Source organism: Desulfosporosinus sp. (genome assembly GCF_014237355.1).
Classification (GTDB): Bacteria; Bacillota; Desulfitobacteriia; order Desulfitobacteriales; family Desulfitobacteriaceae; genus Desulfosporosinus.
The window spans coordinates 181,550-201,688 of the sequence record NZ_JABZFS010000080.1 but is presented as its reverse complement, the minus strand read 5'-3'; the positions used below and the strand labels follow the sequence as shown (position 1 = coordinate 201,688).

The 20,139-nt window shown below is 42.1% G+C and carries 17 protein-coding genes; all 17 read left to right on the top strand.

The genetic code is table 11. From position 1 onward, the window contains the following. Nucleotides 1-151 precede the first annotated feature (151 nt). The 17 genes from HGJ98_RS20350 to HGJ98_RS20270 all read left to right on the top strand — a co-directional run bounded on the left by HGJ98_RS20350 (nucleotide 152) and on the right by HGJ98_RS20270 (nucleotide 20,139). Complete coding sequence (locus tag HGJ98_RS20350; protein ID WP_291353533.1) at nucleotides 152-1,474, top strand: exonuclease subunit SbcD; 1,323 nt, start codon at nucleotides 152-154, stop codon at nucleotides 1,472-1,474. After that, a complete protein-coding gene (locus tag HGJ98_RS20345) occupies nucleotides 1,471-5,085 on the top strand; it encodes an AAA family ATPase (RefSeq protein ID WP_291353532.1) in 3,615 nt (1,204 codons plus the stop codon). Before HGJ98_RS20350 ends, HGJ98_RS20345 begins: the two co-directional genes overlap by 4 nt. A gap of 230 nt (nucleotides 5,086-5,315) precedes the next feature. Then, nucleotides 5,316-6,092, top strand: coding sequence for an IclR family transcriptional regulator (locus HGJ98_RS20340; protein WP_291353531.1), 777 nt, complete (start codon nucleotides 5,316-5,318; stop codon nucleotides 6,090-6,092). Between the two features lie 227 nt (nucleotides 6,093-6,319). Beyond that, complete coding sequence (locus HGJ98_RS20335) at nucleotides 6,320-7,570, top strand: (Fe-S)-binding protein (RefSeq protein WP_291353530.1); 1,251 nt, start codon at nucleotides 6,320-6,322, stop codon at nucleotides 7,568-7,570. A gap of 91 nt (nucleotides 7,571-7,661) precedes the next feature. Beyond that, nucleotides 7,662-8,966, top strand: a complete 1,305-nt coding sequence (locus tag HGJ98_RS20330; protein ID WP_291353529.1) for an FAD-binding oxidoreductase — start codon at nucleotides 7,662-7,664, stop codon at nucleotides 8,964-8,966. A gap of 18 nt (nucleotides 8,967-8,984) precedes the next feature. Continuing rightward, nucleotides 8,985-10,361: an FAD-linked oxidase C-terminal domain-containing protein gene (locus HGJ98_RS20325; protein WP_291353528.1), complete on the top strand. Its 1,377-nt coding sequence runs from the start codon at nucleotides 8,985-8,987 to the stop codon at nucleotides 10,359-10,361. Between the two features lie 285 nt (nucleotides 10,362-10,646). After that, on the top strand, nucleotides 10,647-10,997 hold the full coding sequence (locus tag HGJ98_RS20320) for a cupin domain-containing protein (protein WP_291353527.1): 351 nt from the start codon (nucleotides 10,647-10,649) through the stop codon (nucleotides 10,995-10,997). 389 nt (nucleotides 10,998-11,386) lie between these two features. Then, nucleotides 11,387-12,664, top strand: a complete 1,278-nt coding sequence (locus HGJ98_RS20315; RefSeq protein WP_291353526.1) for an ATP-grasp domain-containing protein — start codon at nucleotides 11,387-11,389, stop codon at nucleotides 12,662-12,664. 9 nt (nucleotides 12,665-12,673) lie between these two features. Then, nucleotides 12,674-12,961: a hypothetical protein gene (locus HGJ98_RS20310; RefSeq protein ID WP_291353525.1), complete on the top strand. Its 288-nt coding sequence runs from the start codon at nucleotides 12,674-12,676 to the stop codon at nucleotides 12,959-12,961. Between the two features lie 64 nt (nucleotides 12,962-13,025). Continuing rightward, nucleotides 13,026-13,922 (top strand): CoA-binding protein, encoded by an 897-nt coding sequence (locus HGJ98_RS20305; protein WP_291353524.1) that lies wholly within the window; start codon nucleotides 13,026-13,028, stop codon nucleotides 13,920-13,922. A gap of 70 nt (nucleotides 13,923-13,992) precedes the next feature. Next, nucleotides 13,993-14,877 (top strand): CoA ester lyase, encoded by an 885-nt coding sequence (locus tag HGJ98_RS20300; RefSeq protein ID WP_291353523.1) that lies wholly within the window; start codon nucleotides 13,993-13,995, stop codon nucleotides 14,875-14,877. Nucleotides 14,878-15,003: 126 nt separating this feature from the next. Further along, complete coding sequence (locus HGJ98_RS20295) at nucleotides 15,004-16,260, top strand: malic enzyme-like NAD(P)-binding protein (protein ID WP_291353522.1); 1,257 nt, start codon at nucleotides 15,004-15,006, stop codon at nucleotides 16,258-16,260. A 227-nt stretch (nucleotides 16,261-16,487) separates the two neighbouring features. Then, the gene (locus HGJ98_RS20290; RefSeq protein WP_291353521.1) at nucleotides 16,488-17,402 is read left to right on the top strand and encodes an RluA family pseudouridine synthase; all 915 of its coding nucleotides are present in this window, start codon (nucleotides 16,488-16,490) and stop codon (nucleotides 17,400-17,402) included. A 254-nt stretch (nucleotides 17,403-17,656) separates the two neighbouring features. Further along, on the top strand, nucleotides 17,657-17,971 hold the full coding sequence (locus HGJ98_RS20285) for a nitrous oxide-stimulated promoter family protein (protein ID WP_291353520.1): 315 nt from the start codon (nucleotides 17,657-17,659) through the stop codon (nucleotides 17,969-17,971). Nucleotides 17,972-17,986: 15 nt separating this feature from the next. Beyond that, nucleotides 17,987-18,250, top strand: coding sequence for a hypothetical protein (locus HGJ98_RS20280; RefSeq protein WP_291353519.1), 264 nt, complete (start codon nucleotides 17,987-17,989; stop codon nucleotides 18,248-18,250). Between the two features lie 58 nt (nucleotides 18,251-18,308). Next, on the top strand, nucleotides 18,309-18,896 hold the full coding sequence (gene rbr / locus HGJ98_RS20275) for a rubrerythrin (protein ID WP_291353518.1): 588 nt from the start codon (nucleotides 18,309-18,311) through the stop codon (nucleotides 18,894-18,896). 568 nt (nucleotides 18,897-19,464) lie between these two features. Then, nucleotides 19,465-20,139 (top strand): vitamin B12 dependent-methionine synthase activation domain-containing protein, encoded by a 675-nt coding sequence (locus tag HGJ98_RS20270; RefSeq protein ID WP_291353517.1) that lies wholly within the window; start codon nucleotides 19,465-19,467, stop codon nucleotides 20,137-20,139.

The following is a 20,139-nucleotide window of genomic DNA, read 5'->3' as shown; positions in this document are numbered from 1 at the left end:
TACCCCTTCGATACGGTGTGTTCCATCTCCTTTGTCTCCCCTAATTAATAGAAAAAGATACAGTATCCAAAAATGTCCACAACCTTTTGTCTAGGACATGATCTATAATAAGATTAGAGATATTGGTGGTGGTTGAAAGGAGCTAGTGACCATGCGGATTTTACATACATCGGACTGGCACCTTGGGCGCACGCTCGAGGGACGCAGTCGGATAGAGGAACAAGTAATGTTTATTAATGAACTTTGTAGAATCGTGGAAGACGAAGCGGTGGATCTTATTTTGATTGCCGGCGACGTCTTCGATACGGTTAACCCTCCTGCCATTGCAGAAGAACTTTTTTATGCTGCCTTAGATCGGTTATCAGCTGGAGGTAGTCGGGCAATCGTAGCAATTGCCGGGAATCACGATAACCCTGAGCGACTTTGTGCAGCGAGTCCACTTGCTGAAGGGAATGGGATTACATTATACGGCCTTCCCAAAGAGGTATTGAAGCCTAGCAGTCCCAATCTCTTAGCCCAGACGAATCAGAAAAGGGTCACAAGAATTGCAGCAGGCCAAGGGTGGGTAGAGTTAGATATTCCTAATTGCCCAGATCCGGCAATCGTAGCTATGTTGCCTTATCCTTCCGAGTCACGGCTTAACGAAGTTTTAAGTGAAAGTTTAGATGAGAAAATCCTACGTGAAGAGTACTCCAAACGGGTTCAGCAATTATTTTCCTCATTTAGTCAGCACTTTCGCCCAGATGCGGTCAACCTTGGTATAAGTCATCTCTTTGTACGTGGAGGAATGGAGTCTGAGTCAGAACGACCAATTCAACTAGGAAGTGCTCCAACTGTCGAAACAAATGCTCTGCCTTCAGGCGCTCAGTATGTTGCTCTTGGGCATTTACATCGTGCCCAAGTTGTTAAAGGAGCAGTGGCTCCGACTCGTTACTCTGGTTCCCCACTGGCTTATAGCTTCTCTGAGACCGGATATGCCAAGTCCGTGACCCTTGTCGAAGCGTTTCCTGGTCGAGCGGTAACGACCCGTGAGATTTTTTTAAGCGCCGGATTCCCTCTCGTCAAATGGCAAGCTAAAGAGGGGTTAGCTCAGGTGCAGCAGTGGATTGATGAGGGTAGGGATCTTAATGCCTGGATTGACCTGGAGATCTATGTGACAAGCCCACTTCAATCTCAGGATATCCATAGTATACGCAGGCAGAGAGAACGCCTGATTAATATTCGCCCTGTTTTCCCAGATACAGAGAAGATTGTCGCGGAGGCGCGTTCTAAATTGCCTATTGACGAGCTTTTCCGCAAATTTTATCAAGATCGAACCGGTGGAGCAGAGCCGGAGCAGGAACTGGTCTCATTATTTTTATCCTTAATTGATCCAGACAGTACAACAGCGCCATCGACCACAATTGATGAAGCTATAACTACTTTATCCCCTCAATCACAAACAATAAATGATGAGGAGGTAGAGACAGCGTGAGACCGATTCGCTTAAGAATAGCTGGCTTAAACAGCTTTAGAGAAGTACAGGAAATTGATTTCTCCAAACTATGTGAAACAGGTGTGTTTGGAATATTCGGCTCGACTGGCAGCGGAAAATCAACGATTCTTGATGCTATCACCTTGGCCCTATATGGAACTGTTGAACGGGCTTCCAACAATACTCAAGGGATTCTTAATCATGCGGAAGACCAGCTAACGGTGGAATATAGTTTCTCCTTAGCTACAGGAGATCAACGGATAGGGTATCGTGCAGAAAGGGCCTATCGCCGCTCAGGAGAGCGAACAGTGAAGGCGTCGACTTGCCGATTAGTAGAAATTGTTGACGAAGTTGAAACTGTTTTGGCCTCCAAAGCCGATGAGATGACCAAGAAGATTGAAGCCGTGTTAGGTCTTAATGTCGAGGATTTTACCCGAGCAGTGGTTCTTCCTCAAGGGAAATTTGCTGAGTTTCTCACGATTAAACCCAAAGATCGGCGCTTAATGTTGGAGCGGTTATTTTCCCTTGAAGCCTATGGCAGGGAACTCACAGCTCGACTTACAGAACAAGTGGAGAATACTAAATTCAACCTAAATGGAGTAGAACAGCGGCAACAGGGTTTGGGAGATGCTTCAGTCGAGCGTGTTAACCAAGCATATGCTGATGTACAGGCTATCATCGCAACCTCAGATACTATTTTTAAGGAATTGAAGAATTTAAAAGGTCAGTATGACGAAGCCAAAGAAATATGGACTCTCCAAGAACAGCTACATCACCTTAAGAACGAAGAGGCTGAGCTTGTTCTTAAACAACCAAACATTGATAAACTTGCAGAACGCTTAAGTCTAGCTGAACGCGCAGAAGGGATCCGTTCCCTCTTGCAAGAGATCGTCATATCCGAACAGAAATTAAAGGAGGCTAAATGTCAGGCTGAAGATACAGATAGGCAACTTATAGAGGCCAGACTTGAAAAGGAAACTTCCGAAGGTAAGTGGGTTGAAGCAAATCAAAAACGACTACAAGACGAACCACGCTGTTTACGCAGGCTAGAACAACTTGAGCAAGCAAAAAGTCTAGAGATTGATATCCAAGCACGCCAAGGGCGCATAAACGAAGCGCGTCTTAACTATAGCACCCTTGACCAGATTCGAAAGGACTTAGAGCAAAGAATCAAAGTTGTTGCCGATAAAAAAGCAGAGATTCAAAAACTGCAACAAGATGTAAAAATCCATATTCAGCAAATCACGGTAGATCCAGCTCAGCGGAGTCGGGTTAATGCCTCAGCCCAAGCCTTCGAAGGGTATGAAATGGTGTCAAAGCAAGTGGAGAACTTGCAAATAGACTTGGAGAGAAACTTATCCGAGCTCGAAGAACGGCAATTAGAGTTTCAGACAGTTCAAGGGGAGGTTCAGACTGCTCAAACAATAGTTGAGAATTTGAAGGAAACATTGAGGAGTATGTACCAAACTCCGCCTGTTCAGGAGGAACGTTTAAGTCAACGAGCTCAGGAATTAGAACGTGACCGACACATAATTACGAATATTGAACGGGCTGAACAAGAAGGCAGTGAAGCGCTTGAACAACTGCAAATCATTTCAAAGGAACGTCAAGAATCAGAAGTCCAAGTAGGAATCAGGCTGAAGACACAAGGTGAGATTGCTGCAGCCTTGGAAGAGGCAAGAGCCTTTGTCGAAAAAAAAATAACAGAAGTGAAGAATCTAGAGCGAGAGAATCTTGCGGGATTACTGGTTGAGAACCTGGTGGCAGGAGAACTATGCCCGGTCTGTGGTTCCACTCACCATCCTAAACCTGCTCAGAGCTTGGGTAAGGAGTTGCTGGACAAAGTAAGGAATGAACTGGAGCAGGCATCAAAAGAGCTCCAAAGTCTGGAGAAGAAACGTGCTGAAGGTATGACAGCTCTTGCAGTAGCCAAGGCTCAGCTGTCCTCAAAAGAGGAGCAGGAGCAAAAACAAGCAGATCTTGTTGCAAACAAACAACGTGCTATTTCTACTTATCGTGGGGGATTAGCTGAGGCAGACCGCAATAAGGAAGTTCATAGTTTAAAGGCACAGCTAACGGAACAAGAATCCAAGTTGACCAAGGATCATCGGATTATGAACCAATGGAAAGCGGAGCAAGAACAAGGGAATCGTCAGTTGGAGAATGCCCTCCAAAAGCTAGCCGAAGTGGAAAAAAAGCAGCATAAAATCGGAGCTCATATTGCCTCATTACAGGGAGTGGGAAAAGAGGTTCAAAATCGTCTAAGCCTATTAATAAATGACCAAGCTCAACGAAAAACAAATTTGGACAAGTTCCGTGGTGAGATTCCTATAACAGAAATCTTAGCACTACAAAAGCAATATTCAAACTGGGATGAGATGATGAGCACTCTAAATCAGAAATTATCTGGTTTTGAAAAAGAGTTGCGAGAAGTAAACAACGCTCAGGAACGTTTTGTTTTAGATAAGACGAATTGTGAGCTTGACCTTCAAAATTTAAAAACAGTGGGCACAGAAGCTGCTCGGGATCTCGCCGAACTGCAGGTAAAATGGAATGGTTTAACTGAAGGAAAGCCAGCCAGTGAAAGCATTGAGCAAGTTAAGAAGGAATTGTCGTTTGTGACGGGTACAGAAGAAGGGTTTAAAAAAGCTTATGAACTAGCTAAAGAGGTATTGAAACAAGCAGAACAGACTCGCGCAGTTAGCTATAAGACCCTGGAATTGTCTCAAGAAGGGTTTGATACGGCTCAACGAAAGTTAGACTTAGGTCTTCAAACAGCTCAATTCCTGACCGTGGCAGAGGCAAAGAATGCTTTATGCGAGGCTGGGGAGCGGCTGCAAATGGAACAAGATATTTCAACCTTCCGGCAAAATGTACTAGTTAACCAACAAAAAAAGAAGGATGTCGAAATTGTACTTAAAGGCCGACACATTCGTCCTGAGGAATGGCTCGCTTGGCCGGTTAGGCTCAAAGAGCTGGAAAACTCCTATACCGAAGCGATTGAACAGCGGGGGGCAAATCAACAAAGGTTGGAGAGACTGAAAGTGGCCCATGAAGAATGGTCACGTCTAGAAGGGGAACGAAAAGCCCTTAGTAAACGCCAAAATTTACTCAAAATCTTGCAAACGGTTTTCAAAGGGAATGCCTTTGTAGAGTATATTGCCCAAGAACAATTAACCAACGTCTCTTTGGATGCCTCCGAACGTTTGAGACAATTGACAAATCAACGTTATGCCTTGGAGGTTGATTCTGAGGGCGGCTTTATCATGCGTGACGATGCCAACGGTGGAGTACGTCGACCCGTAAGCAGTTTGTCAGGTGGAGAGACTTTCCTCACCGCTCTTGCCCTTGCCCTGGCTTTATCAACTCAGATTCAACTACGTGGGGAAGCACCCCTGGAATTCTTCTTTCTAGATGAGGGGTTTGGGACTCTAGATGCTACTCTTCTGGAGACAGTGATGAATACACTTGAGAAACTTCACTTACAAAACCTAACAATTGGCATCATTAGTCACGTGCCAGAACTAAAAAATCGCCTTTCCCGTCGACTGGTCCTCACTCCCGCCGAAGCTGGCGGGCTCGGAAGCAAGGTCAGGTTAGAGATGGCGTAGAAACCTAATCCCGAATCCAGCAAACAAGAGTCCTTCGCGCACGTCATTTCAGTGTAAAACTGCCCCCTGACAGGGGGCAATGTGCGCTGGTGTTAAGTTTTAAGAGTTTTTTATTTACTTAGAAAATTAGGCTATTGACTAAAGCCCTAAAAAGGGTCATACTACATAAAAGAGTAAAACATAGTTTTATATATTGAAACTTAATCTGCTAATCAGAGGAGGACTATCCCGTGTCGGAAAAATATGTGCAAACTCTCGAACGATCCCTCGATGTATTGGAAGTGCTAGCTCATGCCGAAGAACCATTGGGAGTTACGGAAATTGGAAGTCGCATTAGTTTGCATAAAAGCACAGTTCATCGAATTTTACAAACCTTATGTCATAGGGGCTATGTCGAGAGGAAAAAAGAAAATGATCGGTATCAATTAGGGATTAAAATTATTGAACTAGGAATTCGCTTTTTCAATGATCTGGAAATTAGAAAAGTAGCTGCCCCTGTTCTAAGTGACTTAGTAAAAGTATTGGATGAAGTTGTTCACTTAGTGCTTCCAGATGATGGAGAAATCGTGTATATCGATAGAGCAGAAAGTTCTCAAGTCGTTAGTATGCACTCTAAGGTTGGTCGTCGGGCTCCAATGCACTGTACAGCAGTAGGAAAAGCATTACTATCAACCTTACCGGAAGAGGAAGTCAGGCATATCCTCGAACTTAAAGGCATGACTAGATATACTCCTAACACTATCACTGACCCAGAGATCCTGCTCACAGGTCTTAGAACTATTAAGGAAAGCAAGATATCAATTGAGAAGGAAGAGAACGAAATCGGAATTATATGCCTTGGGACACCAATTTTTGATTATTCTGGGCAAGCAATCGGTGCGATCAGTGTTTCTGGACCAGCGAGTAGGATCACTGAAAAGGGAATTGAATGGATTGGTGAAGAATTGAAAAAGTCCGGAGAAATAATCTCAGCGAAACTTGGATTTAGCTTTTACAAAAGCAACTAATTATAGTGACTTAAACAAGTCTTTTAAAAGTCATAGTAATAACTAAAATTTTTTGAAAGTTTGCTATTGACGATTTACTTAGATAAGGTAATAATAGAGTCATGAATATTTTGAAACTTTGTTTTAACTAATGAAACAAAACAATTTGACTACTTTGAGAAGAAAGGAGCAACTTATCAAGGTGTCAGGTCACTTTTTAAGACGCTGTAAAAGAAGGGGGAAGATCAGTGGGAGTATTACAAGACGTATATGAAATGCTAAATACGTGTAACAAGTGTGGTGGCTGCCATACAGCTTGTAAGACCTATAAATTGACTGGGGCAGAGACAATGGTTGCACGAGGAAGAATCCAGCTCATCAAAGCTGTCGCCGATGGGAAACTGGAACCTAATCAAGAGTATGAAGACGCTATCATGAGCTGTCTGCTGTGTGGAGAATGCGCAGTCACTTGTCCAAACGGTGTACATGGTAATGAACTCGTCATGGCTGCCCGGCGAGATCTAAAACTCAAAAAAGGAATCAAACCATTTGTAAAGTCCTTTGCTTTAAATACCTTAGCAAGTCCAAAGAGATTAGATATGGGATTTAGACTTTTCAAAGGAATGGGCAAAAGTTTCCTCAACAAAATTGATGGATTAGACTATTTTCGCGGTATTGATATTCGAAACTTCCCTACTGCCAAAAAACCATTTTTGGAGCAGGTCCCTGAGAAGATTACGGTGCAACATCCGAAGCACAAAGTCGGATTTTATGTGGGCTGTTTTCTCAATCACGCCTTAGACCAAACCGCTCACTCTGTCGTTAAAGTATTAACAAAAAATGACTGTGAAGTAATTATTCCAAAAGATCAAGTGTGCTGCGGTCTTCCGCAATATTGCTATGGTGACTTCGAAACAGCGAAGAAAAACGCCCGCAAAACGATTGATACCTTTTTAGATAAGTATAGTGATGCTGAAGTTATTCTCTCAGCATGTGGGTCCTGTGTGGCCATGCTTAGACATGATTATCTAAAGCTCTTTGCTGATGAGCCGTCCTATTTGGCAAAAGTGAAACTATTTTGTGAAAAAGTGGTAGAGTTTTCAGAATATATGGAAAAAATTGGTGTCGATCAGACGAAACTTCATAATTCAACGCCTCTTACAGTCACTTATCATGATCCTTGCCATATGGTTCGTGGTCTTAAGGTAACAAAGCAGCCCCGGCAATTGTTGCAAATGGTTCCTCGAATTGAATATAAGGAAATGTTTGAAGCCAACCGTTGTTGTGGGGCCGCCGGTTTAATACAAGCCTTCTATCATGAGGTATCAACAGATATCACAGATCAGAAGACCCAAAACATCAAAGACACCAATGCGGATTTAGTGGCTACAAGTTGCCCAGCTTGCATGTTGAGACTTCAAGGTGGCATAAACAAAGTTGGTCAAAAACAAAAGGTTATGCATGTTGCCGATATAATGGCCAATGCTTACGAGGACTAAATTGGGTGTCAAGAAACTGAACATTATAAATTTCCCTTTGCGGAACATGCTGACCGCAAGTTCTAGTAAATGAGTGGAAGGGCGGGTAGTCATGAGTAACGTCAATATCAGTAAGTTAAAAGGGATTGTCGGTGATGCCTATGTCATCGATTCTCCTTCCGAAATGGCTAAATATCTAAAAGGTCAAGGTAAGCCTGCAGTCGTCGTCTTACCTGCTAGTACTTCAGAAGTTTCCAGTATCGTCAAACTGGCTAATGAGAAGAATGTGAAATTAGGGGTAGGCGGGGCCGTCGTCGATACCCAGGGGATTACGGGCGGGATTGCCATGGTTATGTCCCGGATGAACCGACTTTTAGAAATGGATCAACTAAACCTTGTGGCTGTGGTCGAACCAGGACTTCTTCATAAAGAATTCCTTCTTAAAGTTGCGGAATTCGGATTAAACTTTCCTCCGGAGCCTTATGAACTCGAAACCAGTTCGGTTGGCGGCTGCTTTGCGATTGGGGATTCCGATTCTAAATCCTTTGAATATGGTCCTACCCGGACGTTCCTTTTGGGATTTGAAATGGTTCTCCCGACTGGGGAAATTCTGGAGATTGGAAATAAATGCATTAAGAACGTTTCTGGTTTGGATTTCATCCACTTCGCAGTCGGAAGCCAAGGAACATTTGGGATTTTCACCAAACTTCTTGTGAAGCTCTTACCTGCACCGGCAGCAAAAAAAGCAGTCATTGGAACCTTCGCATCCATGCATAAAGCGAATGCAGCCTTCAATACCCTGATTAAGCGGAATGTCCATCCAACCCGGATGAATCTCATCAATGCATCTCTTGCGAAAAATGCAAAACCTGGAACGGAAGGGCAGCTTGTGATCGTTGATTTACAAGGATTTAAAGAGTCAGGGAAAAACATCGCTAATGAAGTTGCTTCAGTTCTTACCTTGGGTGGAGGCTCTGATGTAAAGATCATTGAGGAGGGCGCTGAGTATGATCAAGTGATCAATGGTTGGCTTAAAGTTCGCGCCGAACTCAATGCAAAACGGTCGCGAACCGTGGAGTTTGTGGTTGGCCCGATGAAAATGCCTCAAGCCTTAGCTCAGCTCGAAGCCCTTACGGGGGATCTAGGGGCTTATCCTGGTGTAATTGTCGAAGGACTTCTCGGATATGTTTGTTTGGCTCTGCCTGAGGGAACCGATAAACTTGATTTAGCCACGAAAGTGAATAAACTGGCCATGTCCCTTGGCGGGAACGTGAAGGGCCTCTTGGGTCATAAGCTCAAAGCTGATGTTTACAATGATGCGGAAATGTGGAAGCAAACCACAAGTTTGCTCAATGAACTGCGTCAACAATTTGACCCCAAAGGGATTCTCAATCCTGGGGTAAGTCTAGAGGCTTAAGAAGAAGGAGGTCTGAATATGTTAAGCCAAGCGGTTGTTAAGCGGCTGAAGGAAATTGTTGGGGAGAAAAACGTGGTTACAGACAAAGTTGGTCTGTTGACCTATGGTTATGACGGCACCTTATTATCTGGTGAAGCGTTAGGAGTCGTTTCTCCGACAACAACGGAACAAGTCGTTGAAATTGTCAAATTGATGAACGAACACGATATTAAACTTGTTCCCCGGGGTGCTGGTACGAATGAGAGTGGTGGAACCATTCCTTCTGAAAAATCTGTGGTTATTAGCTTTACTAAAATGACTAAAATTCATGAAATAGACACTGAAAACTTTGTAGCAGTTGTTGAGCCTGGAGTAATTAATTTTGACCTTCAAGTTGAACTCGCAAAGAAAAATTTCTATTTTCCTCCGGATCCTTCTTCCTTTAAGGCCTCAACAATAGGAGGAAATCTAGGTGAATGTTCTGGTGGACCGAAATGTTTTAAATATGGGGTTACCCGGGATTATATGTTGGGTCTAGAAGTCGTTCTCCCCAATGGTAAAGTCATTCAAACCGGGGGGCGTAATTTCCAAAGTGAACCCGGTTACGATTTGACTCGAATCATTGTTGGCTCGGAAGGAATCCTAGGATTGGTTACCAAAGTTTTCGTCCGTATCCTACCGATACCTAGAGCCAAGAAAACGATGCTAGCTCTTTACGACAAAGTTGAAGATGCTTCTCAAACGGTTGCCGATATAGTTGCTGCCGGTATTATTCCGACAACCCTGGAATTAATGGATAATTTGCTTATCAATACGACTGAGGATTTTACTCATGCCGGGCTTCCACGTGACGCTGGAGCTGTTCTCATTATTGAGGTTGACGGATATCCAGAAGATATGGACGAACAAGTCAAAACCATCGGTGAAATCGCTAGTAAAATTGCTAAAGAATTTAAAGTTGCTCAATCGGCAGCAGAAGTGGATCAAATTTGGACTTCAAGGCGCAGTGCCTTCGGATCTGTTGCTCGCGTTAGACCATCCTATGGAGTTAATGATATTACAGTTCCGAGGAGTAACTTCCCAAAAGCGATTGGCGGAGTCCTTAAAGTAGCAAAAGATTTTGGGGTGACCATTGGAGTTGTGGCCCATGCGGGTGACGGAAATCTTCATCCGCTCATTCTTTTCGATCAACGGAATAAAGAGGAAACTGAAACCGTCCATGCTGCTGAACAGGCCCTCTGTATGATGGCTCTTGATCTCGACGGTACAATAAGTGGTGAACACGGAATCGGACTAGTCAAGAAGAAATATCTTGATAAGGAATTTACTCCCGCTGCTATGGAAGCTTTTAGAAAGATTAAGAGAAGCTTTGATCCGAGCAATCGCTTTAACCCAGGGAAAATCATCGACCTATAAATCTAAGAAGAAAATTTATACTTTGTAACACTTTTTGATAATCAGGTGGGGTAATACCCACCTGATTCGGGAATATTGATTATAATCAGGAAAGCATTCTCTTGGCTGCAGTAGGGTGTTTTATCATACATATCCATTGTTAACTAGACCTCACTTGTTAACATCACTTGGTGCGCGTATTTGGAGGTCCGAAAAGAGGAATAAATCACCTAAAATTGTCGAAATATTCTTAATAGTAAATTTTTAATTTTGGTTTAAAACTATAGTTTAATGGGAGGTAGACGAATGAAAGAAAGAGTTTTTAAGCTTGAAGAATTGACCCAGTTTGATTTGAATGCTCCTCAAAAAGTAATGGTTTATCAGTCAGATAAGACCTTAGGAGCCATGTGGTGTTTAGAACCAGGCCAAGAAGTATTCCTCCATCAACATCCTAATGCTGATGATGTTTGGATTTGCTTAGAGGGTGAGTCAGGTCTTTATTTTGCAGGGGATGATCAAGAAGTAGAGATAAAAAAGGGTATGGCTATTTTAGCTAAAGCGGGTCAAACCCATGGAATGCGTAATACAGGTACAGATCGTTTCGTCTTTATTGGTATTGCTGGTCCGGTACCAGTGGAGACAGTTAAGCTTGGATAATCCTGGCTTGCATATCTTCAGTGATGAGCTTAGAACCTTTTAAACTAAGATAAATAAAAAATACTTAATTTGAAAAAAATACTCGCTAAGCGGTTGACTAAATAGCAAATAAGATAGATAATGGTCCTAAGGGAAAATGAAACTGAGTTTTATATAGTGAAACAGTGCTTGTAGAATCTCGATTTTCCAATACCAAGTTATTATTACTACGATGCCATAAGCAGTCTTTGCTAACTCCGCAAATCTTTTTGAAAATGCAGAGTGGAAGGGAGGGACACAACCTTTAACTGTTTGTACTAAAAGTACTAAGGGTATGTTTCTAGTAAAATAGCTGATCTTTTTAGGCGACCGAATGTTGCAAGAAAATTTCATTATGGAAGTGATAACGTATGGCAAAATTCCTAGAATTCCAGGGAAAAGAGTGGCTTAGAAAATCAGGACTACCAGTGCCACAAGGACGTGTAGCCTCAACTCCAGAAGAAGCCAGAAAGATTGCTGAGGAGATTGGTAAGGCTGTTGCCGTAAAGGGACAGGTTCAAGCCGGAGGCCGAGGTAAAGCTGGAATTGTTAAATTAGTTAATACTCCTGAGGAAGCTGCAGAGGCCGCAGCAGAAATTTTTTCCAAAAACATCGGCGGGAATCCTATTGAACAAGTTCTTGTCGAGGAAAAGCTTGATATTAAAAAAGAGTACTACTGTTCTTTCGTTATTAATGGTGCAAGAGAAGCACGTTCACCTATGCTGATGTTCAGCACTGAGGGTGGAATGGACATTGAAAGTGTTCCCGAGGAATTACTCTTGAAAGTTAACATCGATCCAATCAATGGTCTACAAATTTACGATGCCGTTGATCTCTGTGCACGAGCTGGAATTCCTGCTCAAGATTTGAGTAAATTTGCAAGTTTTTTAGCTAAGCTTTCGCAGGCGTACAAGAAACTTGATTGTCAAACTCTGGAGATCAATCCCTTCATTATGACGGGGAGTGGCAACTTAGTATGTGCAGATTGCAAAATGGAAATTGACAACAGTTCGGTAGGACGTCATCCGGAATTTGGCATCTCAATTGCTCGGGATTTACCCGGTGCTCCAACAGAGTTAGACCTTATTGGCTGGAGTATTGAAGAGACCGATGCCCGTGGTACAGGCTTCCTCATGAATATGGGGTATGACGAAGTAAGCCCAGGTTATATAGGCTACCATCCTATCGGCGGCGGTTCAGCAATGATGGGGTTAGACGCTTTGAATCAAGTTGGCCTTAAGCCGGCAAACTATGCTGACACCAGTGGTAATCCAGTTGGTTCAAAGATTTATAGGGTAGCAAAGAGTGTCCTTTCACAGCCAAATATTGACGGTTATCTGCTTGGCGGGTTCATGATGGCAAACCAGGAACAGTGGCATCATGCCCATGCCATCGTCAAGGTGTTAAGAGAAATCCTTCCGACTCAGAAACCTGGATTGCCCTGTGTACTGCTACTCTGTGGCAACAGGGAAGATGAATCGCTGGAGATTCTAAGAACGGGTCTTGCAGACCTTATGAGCTCTGACGGCCCAGGCAAGAGAATCGAAATTTATGGTAAAGAGTATGTGACTGATACAAAATTCATTGGACAAAGACTCTTAGCTCTTAGTAAAGACTATAGAGCCGAGAAAGAATCTCAAGGAAAGTAGGGGAAACTTGTGCTGGAATTCGCAGAAAAAACTCTAACTGTCAAAATCGATACCAGCAAGTGTGATACATGCGAGACAAAAGCATGTGCCGACGCGTGCAAAAAGTTTGCCAGAGGTTTACTTGGGATTGATGACCAAGGTAGAGCTTCTGTTGCACATCGCGATACTGAAGAAGTTTTGCGTCTCGGAACGGAATGTTTAGCATGTGAACTCGCTTGTAAGACCAAAGGTAACAATGCGATAACCATCGAGATACCTGTTAAAGGTTTGGATGAGTACCTTTTAAAGAGGCAATAGTAGTAGAGTAACTAAAGTAGGTCGTCTAGGTAGAACGAAGCAAAATGTTAAATGAGGGATAAAAATGGGCATTTTGATCAATAAGAGTACCAAGGTTATCGTCCAAGGGATAACGGGTCGGGAAGGATCTGTTCGGACAAAATACATGAAAGAATACGGTACTAAAGTAATTGGTGGAACCAGTCCGGGAAAAGCCGGAGAAGAGGTTCATGGTATTCCGGTCTTTAACACCGTTAAAGAAATTGCTCGCGAGCAAGGGGAAATTGACTTTAGTGTTATCTTTGTACCAGGCAAAGTCTTAAAAACAGCTGTTTATGAAGCAGTCGATGCAGGAGTTAAGAATATTATTCCTTGCGTCGAGGGAACTCCGATTCATGACATTATGGAAATGATAGCCTATGCTAAATCTAAAGGCTCAAGACTTCTAGGACCCGGTTCAATCGGAATTATTACACCAGGCGAAGCCGTCGTAGGTTGGCTTGGTGGAAATAAAGAATGGGCCAATAAGTTTTTCCAAAAAGGTAATATTGGGGTGTTCTCTCGCAGTGGCGGGCAGTCGGGAACGATTCCTTGGTTGCTTAGAGAAGGCGGATTTGGGGTTAGTACTGTCATTCATACGGGAACAGAACCAGTCCTGGGAACATCAATGGCCGATTTACTACCTTTATTCGAGGCTGATCCGGAAACAAAGGGTGTAGCCGTTTATGCGGAAATCGGTGGTACGCAAGAAGAGGAATGTGCTGAAGTTATCGCAGCAGGTCAATTCACAAAGCCATTTGTCATTTACGTTGCAGGTGCATGGGCTCCTGCGGGTATGAGATTCTCCCATGCCTCTAATATTGTAGAGCGTGGTCGTGGATCAGCCAAGAGTAAAATGGAAGCGGTTACCAAGGCCGGAGGGTTTGTTGCTGAAACTCCAACCGATATTCCAGTTATTTTAAAAGAGAAAATCAAAGATTAATCGACATGAAGTATAGTTTCTCTAGGCCGGGCCTAGGATAAAATTTAAAATTATTAGGGGGTAAAAAATCATGACAATTATGAGATCTGTTATGTATATTCCAGGAAATAATCCTAAAATGGTGGCTAAGGCTCCTGAATTCCCAGCTGATATCGTTACTTTGGATCTTGAGGATTCCGTTCCACCAGCGGAGAAAGAAGCAGCTCGTAAAATTGTTGCTGAAAACTTAAAATATGCTGCACAAGGTGGCGCTCAGGTATATGTACGTATCAATAACTGGGAAACTGAATTAACCAATGACGATTTAGAAGCTATTGTTCATGAAGGACTTCATGGGGTAACTTTAGCTAAAACCGGCTGCGCAGATGATGTAAAACGCTTAGATTGGAAACTTGAAGAGCTTGAGCGTCGTCGTGGCTTAGAAGTAGGCTCAATTAAAATTTCCATGCTTCTTGAAACCGCTAAAGGTATCATTAACGCTGCTGAGTGCTGCCTAGCTAGCCCACGTAACGTTAATGCAATCTTCGGAGCAGTTGACTATTGCCGTGATATGCGTGTAAAGCTCACCAACGAAGGTGTTGAGCAACAATATGGTCGCGCTCACGTGGCAGTTGCTTGCCGTGCAGCAAGAATTGTTGCAATCGATGCACCTTTCGTTGACTTCAAAAATATCGAAGCCTTTGAAAGAAACGTTGCAGAAGGACGTCAAATGGGTTATGAAGGCCGCATGATTATTCACCCAGGACAAATCGAGCCTTCCAATCGCATGTACTCCCCAGATCCTGCTGATGTTGAGTGGGCTACCGGAGTTGTTAAAGTCTTCGAAGAAGAAGGTATTGCAAAAGGTAAAGCTTCCGTTTCCTATAATGGTAAAATGGTTGATACCCCTGTATACTTGAATGCTAAAGACATTTTGGCAGCTCAAGCTGAGATTGACGCCAAAAACGCTAAGTAAGACACTAGGTAAGGTACATTAATAATTGTTTGGTTACCTCTCCACGAGGTGACCAAACAATTTATTACTTAACTTTCTTTTCAATAATTATGGGTGAATAATAAAGGGTTAAAGGAGAAGATGTACGTGAGCCGAATTAAGAATCTTCGCGAAGAAGCCTTGGCATTTCATGCCGTGAAACCAGGCAAACTCGAAGTTAGGGTGACCTGTCCTGCTAAAGACAGAGATGATCTAACCCTCGCTTATTCCCCTGGGGTTGCAGAACCAGTAAAAGAGATCGGCAAAGACATCGAAAATCTTGATATTTATACTAACCATGCAAATTTTGTGAGCATCGTCTCTAACGGAACAGCTATTCTTGGACTTGGTGATCTAGGAGCAGCAGCTTCTATGCCAGTTATGGAAGGAAAAGCACTTCTCTTCAAAGCTTTTGGAGATGTAGACGCCTTCCCAATCTGTGTCAATACCAAAGATGTTGACAAAATTATTGAGATCGTCGAATTGACCGCACCTACCTTCGGAGGTGTAAATTTAGAAGATATTAAAGCACCTGAGTGTTTCCAAATTGAGGAAGGCCTCAAGGCTCGTGGGATTTTCAAAGGACCTATTTTCCATGATGACCAGCATGGAACAGCTGTTGTTACCTTAGCTGGACTCTATAATTCACTTAAAGTTGTTGGCAAGAAAATTGAAGATGTTAAAGTTGTCGCAAATGGGGCAGGGGCAGCAGGAATTGCCATTATTAAACTTTTGATGAGCGTTGGTCTCAAAAACGTAATTATGTGCGATACTAAAGGCGCCATTTACGAAGGTCGTACCGTAGGTATGAATCCCTGGAAGGAACAAATTGCTGCAGCAACGAACCCAGATAAGTTCAGCGGTGACCTTGCCGGCGCACTCGTAGGAGCTGACGTGTTTATTGGTGTATCCGCAGCAGATGTTCTTACCGAAGATATGATTAAATCAATGGCAAAGGATCCCATTGTCTTCTGTCAGGCTAACCCAATTCCTGAGATTTGGCCAATAGAAAGAGCTATTGAAGCAGGAGCAGCAGTTATTTCTACAGGCCGATCTGATGTAATTAATCAAATTAACAACGTTTTAGCCTTCCCAGGAATGTTCCGAGGTGCTATTGACGTTCGAGCAACGGATATCAACGATGCCATGAAAATTGCAGCAGCACAAGCAATCGCTGATTGTGTCTCTCCTGAAGAACTAAATGCTAGTTTCATTATACCAAGTACATTGAATCCTGAAGTTGCCCCGGCTGTAGCTGCTGCAACTGCCAGAGCTGCTATCGAAAGTGGGATTGCTAGAAATCCCATTGACCCAGCAGGTATAGCTGAAAATCTTAAGAAAAGATTAGCAAACCAGTATAAGTAATCGATTTGCTAACCTTCACTTGTTTGACACTAAGAGTCCTCCCAAGGTAGAATTGGTTTCTACTTTGAGAGGACTTTTTTAACGTACCACTACGCATTATTATGATAACTGAGGTAGTAATTAACTTGACACTGTGGAATAATGACGAGTAGAGGGTTGTATGTAAGGATACATAGATTACCGAGACTTGCACAGGACGTATACAAAAAAACGATAGGGGTAGCATTATGCATAAACCGAATAATGAGTTGAAACTTAAGACAGGAAATGAGAAGCAAACTTGTCTAGAAGTGAAGGAACCGGCTGAACTAATGAAGTTTTTAATCGCTGAGCTTCCGACTAAAAGTCGTAAAGACATTAAATCTCTTTTGGCTCATCATCAGATTTCCGTTGACAATGAAGTCATCTCCCAATTTAATCATCCTCTCTTAAAAGGTCAAAAGGTCGTTGTAAATTGGACTAAAGTAGTGATAGAACAACAGCCTCAAGGCCTAACTATTGTATGGGAAGATCCCCATATTATAATTATTGAAAAACAGGCAGGATTACTTTCCATAGCAACTGAAACGGAGAAGGAACTAACCGCTTATAGTATCTTAAGTGAGCATGTAAAGAAAAGAGATCCAAGAAATAAGATTTTTGTCTTGCATCGTCTTGATCGAGAGACTTCTGGAGTAATGATGTTTGCAAAAAGTGAGAAGGTACAGCAAATGTTGCAAAAGGCCTGGAAAGAAGCTGTTTTAGAGAGAACTTATATTGTGGTTGTTGAAGACCCAGTGACAAAAGAGGAAGGAACCATCACTTCTTGGCTTACAGAGAGTAAAGCGTTTATCATGTATTCCAGTCGTACTCCTAATGACGGTCAAAAAGCGATAACTCACTATAGGGTTCTTAAGAAAAATAAACATTATTCTCTATTGGAAGTAAAGCTAGAAACAGGCCGAAAGAACCAAATTCGCGTTCACATGAAAGATATTGGGCATAGTGTCATTGGGGATAAGAAGTATGGAGCGATTAAGCAGCCTATTGCAAGACTAGGACTTCATGCTCGAGTCTTAGCTTTCAAACATCCTATTACTGGAGAAGAAGTTCGTTATGAGACGGCTATACCCCAGGAGTTTTTGAACCTTTTCAAACAATAGCTGAAGATAACATATACAAAATAAAAAATGCCGGGTTTACACCCGGTCTTTTGATACATCTTTGCCAATTTTATCAGAGTCATGAGGAAAAGGAATTTTCTCAGTGTTATCCGGTTTACGAGACTTGTCGTTGGTTTTTTTTGCCACTTGTCTTTTGCCCCCTTTAAGAGTTTCACAACTATAGTTCCCCGATTAACTAAGTTCATACTTACCGTAAAACTTGTATATTAGCGAAATGGAGTTGGGACGAAAAATTGTCAAAACGATTAGATCGTGAAAAAGCAACTGTTCAGATGATGATTGAGTTATATTGTAAAGCTCATCATAACCCTGATACTAAACTATGTTCAGGATGTCAAGAATTATTAGAGTATGCTATGACTCGTCTGGCTCATTGCAAATTTGGAGAAAGCAAACCGACCTGCGCTAAATGTACTGTACATTGTTATAAACCAGAAATGCGTAAACGAATCCAAAAAATAATGCGTTATTCAGGCCCCAGGATGATTTATACACATCCGATTGCGGCAATTAGACACGTCTTTGATGGAATGAAAAAAGAACACTAATGTGGAGAGTGGATTATGGGGATCAAAGAATATTCTTTAGAGATGAGAGGCATGCCACGTCGTGACTTAGAAGAGTATTTCCTCTCGATAGGGGGGGAACTGAAGGGGAAGGGTAGGTTTCTTGGCCCGAATTGGGAAGTTAATTTGAGTGATACTTGGTATTGTTCCTTAGGGAAAATTCAAATTCCGGCGACTCAATTGACCTTTCGAGTTAACGAGGAGGATGGGGATAAATTTGTCTGGGCTTTTCGCTTAAAATTTCTTTCGGCAGGTGGATGATAGTTTAAGCATAAATAGTTACCAATATGAGAAACTATTTAAAAAAGGGGTGTGAAGCATGAAATTCTCTGAAACCGAATCATTCAAAAATCTAAGCGATGCCTTTGCAGGCGAGTCACAGGCGCGCAATCGTTATGTTTTTTGTGCTAGTGTGGCTAAGAAAGAAGGGTATCAACATATTCAAGCTGTTTTTGAGGAAACAGCCGATAATGAAAAGGAACATGCCAAAGTGTTTTATAAGCTTCTTGTTGCTCATACTAAGGAAGAAACAAACACCCTACATGTTGATGCGGATTATCCGTTAGTATATAAAGATACTCTGACGAATTTAAGGGCTGCTGCAGCTGGAGAAAGAGAAGAATGGGCAGAAATCTACTCAGAGTTCGCCGCTACTGCAGGGAAGGAAGGATTCCCCGATATCGCTAAGGCTTTTCAAACAATTGCCGAAATTGAAAAGCACCATATGACTCGTTTTGATCATTACGCCGATGAACTTGAAAATGGAACAATTTTTAGTAAAGATAAGCCGACTGTATGGAAATGTACAAACTGTGGCTATATACATGAAGGCCCTGAAGCGCCCGGAGAATGTCCAGCTTGTGCACATCCACAAGGATACTTCTCAGAACTTCCTGAAAAATACTAATCAAGAAGGCCGTATAGATTGGAACTTATTTGTAATGACTCCTAAAGATTAGATGAGGTTATTTCGCTAGGCTGCTTGTTGGGTTTGAGTTCGATATTGTATCGGACTCAAACCTTTTAACTTTCCTTCTGAGATTTGTATTTTTTTCATAGCACAACATTTTAGATATTTCTTCATGACTCAAACAACTGTACTTCCAATTGTCAGTAATGTCCTGCAATTGGGGTGCAGTTATTTTTCGGCTGTAAGAAATTATTGAAAAATCTATAGGAATTTGTAACGTGGATACAGACTATTTGCCAGGCACTATTGGTATATCTTTTAGATCTACGATGGGGGTAGATCCAAAATATTATAACAGTAAACAGGGTTTTAACGAACGTTTACAGAATATTAAAGAAGTTAAGCCGAAATCCAATATATCCTTTATGCTATCGCCTGTGTTTATTTCACAATACAATCTTTTGCGGACCAGGACAAAGTTGAAGAAATTTTAATTTCTAAGAATGTAATGAGTAGAATGGTTAACGAGATATCTAATATCCTAAGTGGAAAGGGGCAATATGAAATGGAACCAATAATTCTTCACCTTCCTTTTGAACTCTCAGAGGAACAATTGCTAAGAATGCTTCGATTGAAGGAAGGGCATTCATATCGAAGTCGAATATTAGAATTAGCAGAAGAAGCAAGAAATATTGCTAAACCCAAGGTGATTTATAAGCATGCCTATGTGGATTCAAGTGATGAACATAACGTTATTATCGATGGAATCAAGTTCAAAAGCCGTATTTTAAGTGTTAACCTGGAAAATATTCATCGGGTTTTTCCCTTTGTGGTAACTAGTGGTGTGGAATTAGAAGCATGGGGAAAGGGAATTACAGATATGTTTGAAAACTTTTGTGCAGATACAATCCAAGAAATAATACTTGAATCGGCTTCGGAAAATTTCAAAACCATCCTTGATGAGGAATTCGGATTAACTTCTGCTTCGAATATGAACCCCGGTTCGTTGCCTGATTGGCCGATAACAGAGCAAAAACCCCTTTTCCAATTGCTCGGTCAGGTTAAAGAACAAATCGGTGTGGAACTTACAGAAAGTTTTCTTTTGCTGCCTGTGAAATCCATTTCCGGAATTCGTTTTCCGAAGGAAGGAACCTTTGAAAATTGCCAACTATGTCCACGGGAAAAATGCCCTGGGCGAAAATCACCGTATGATCCGGAGCTTAAAGCAAAGTATCAGTAA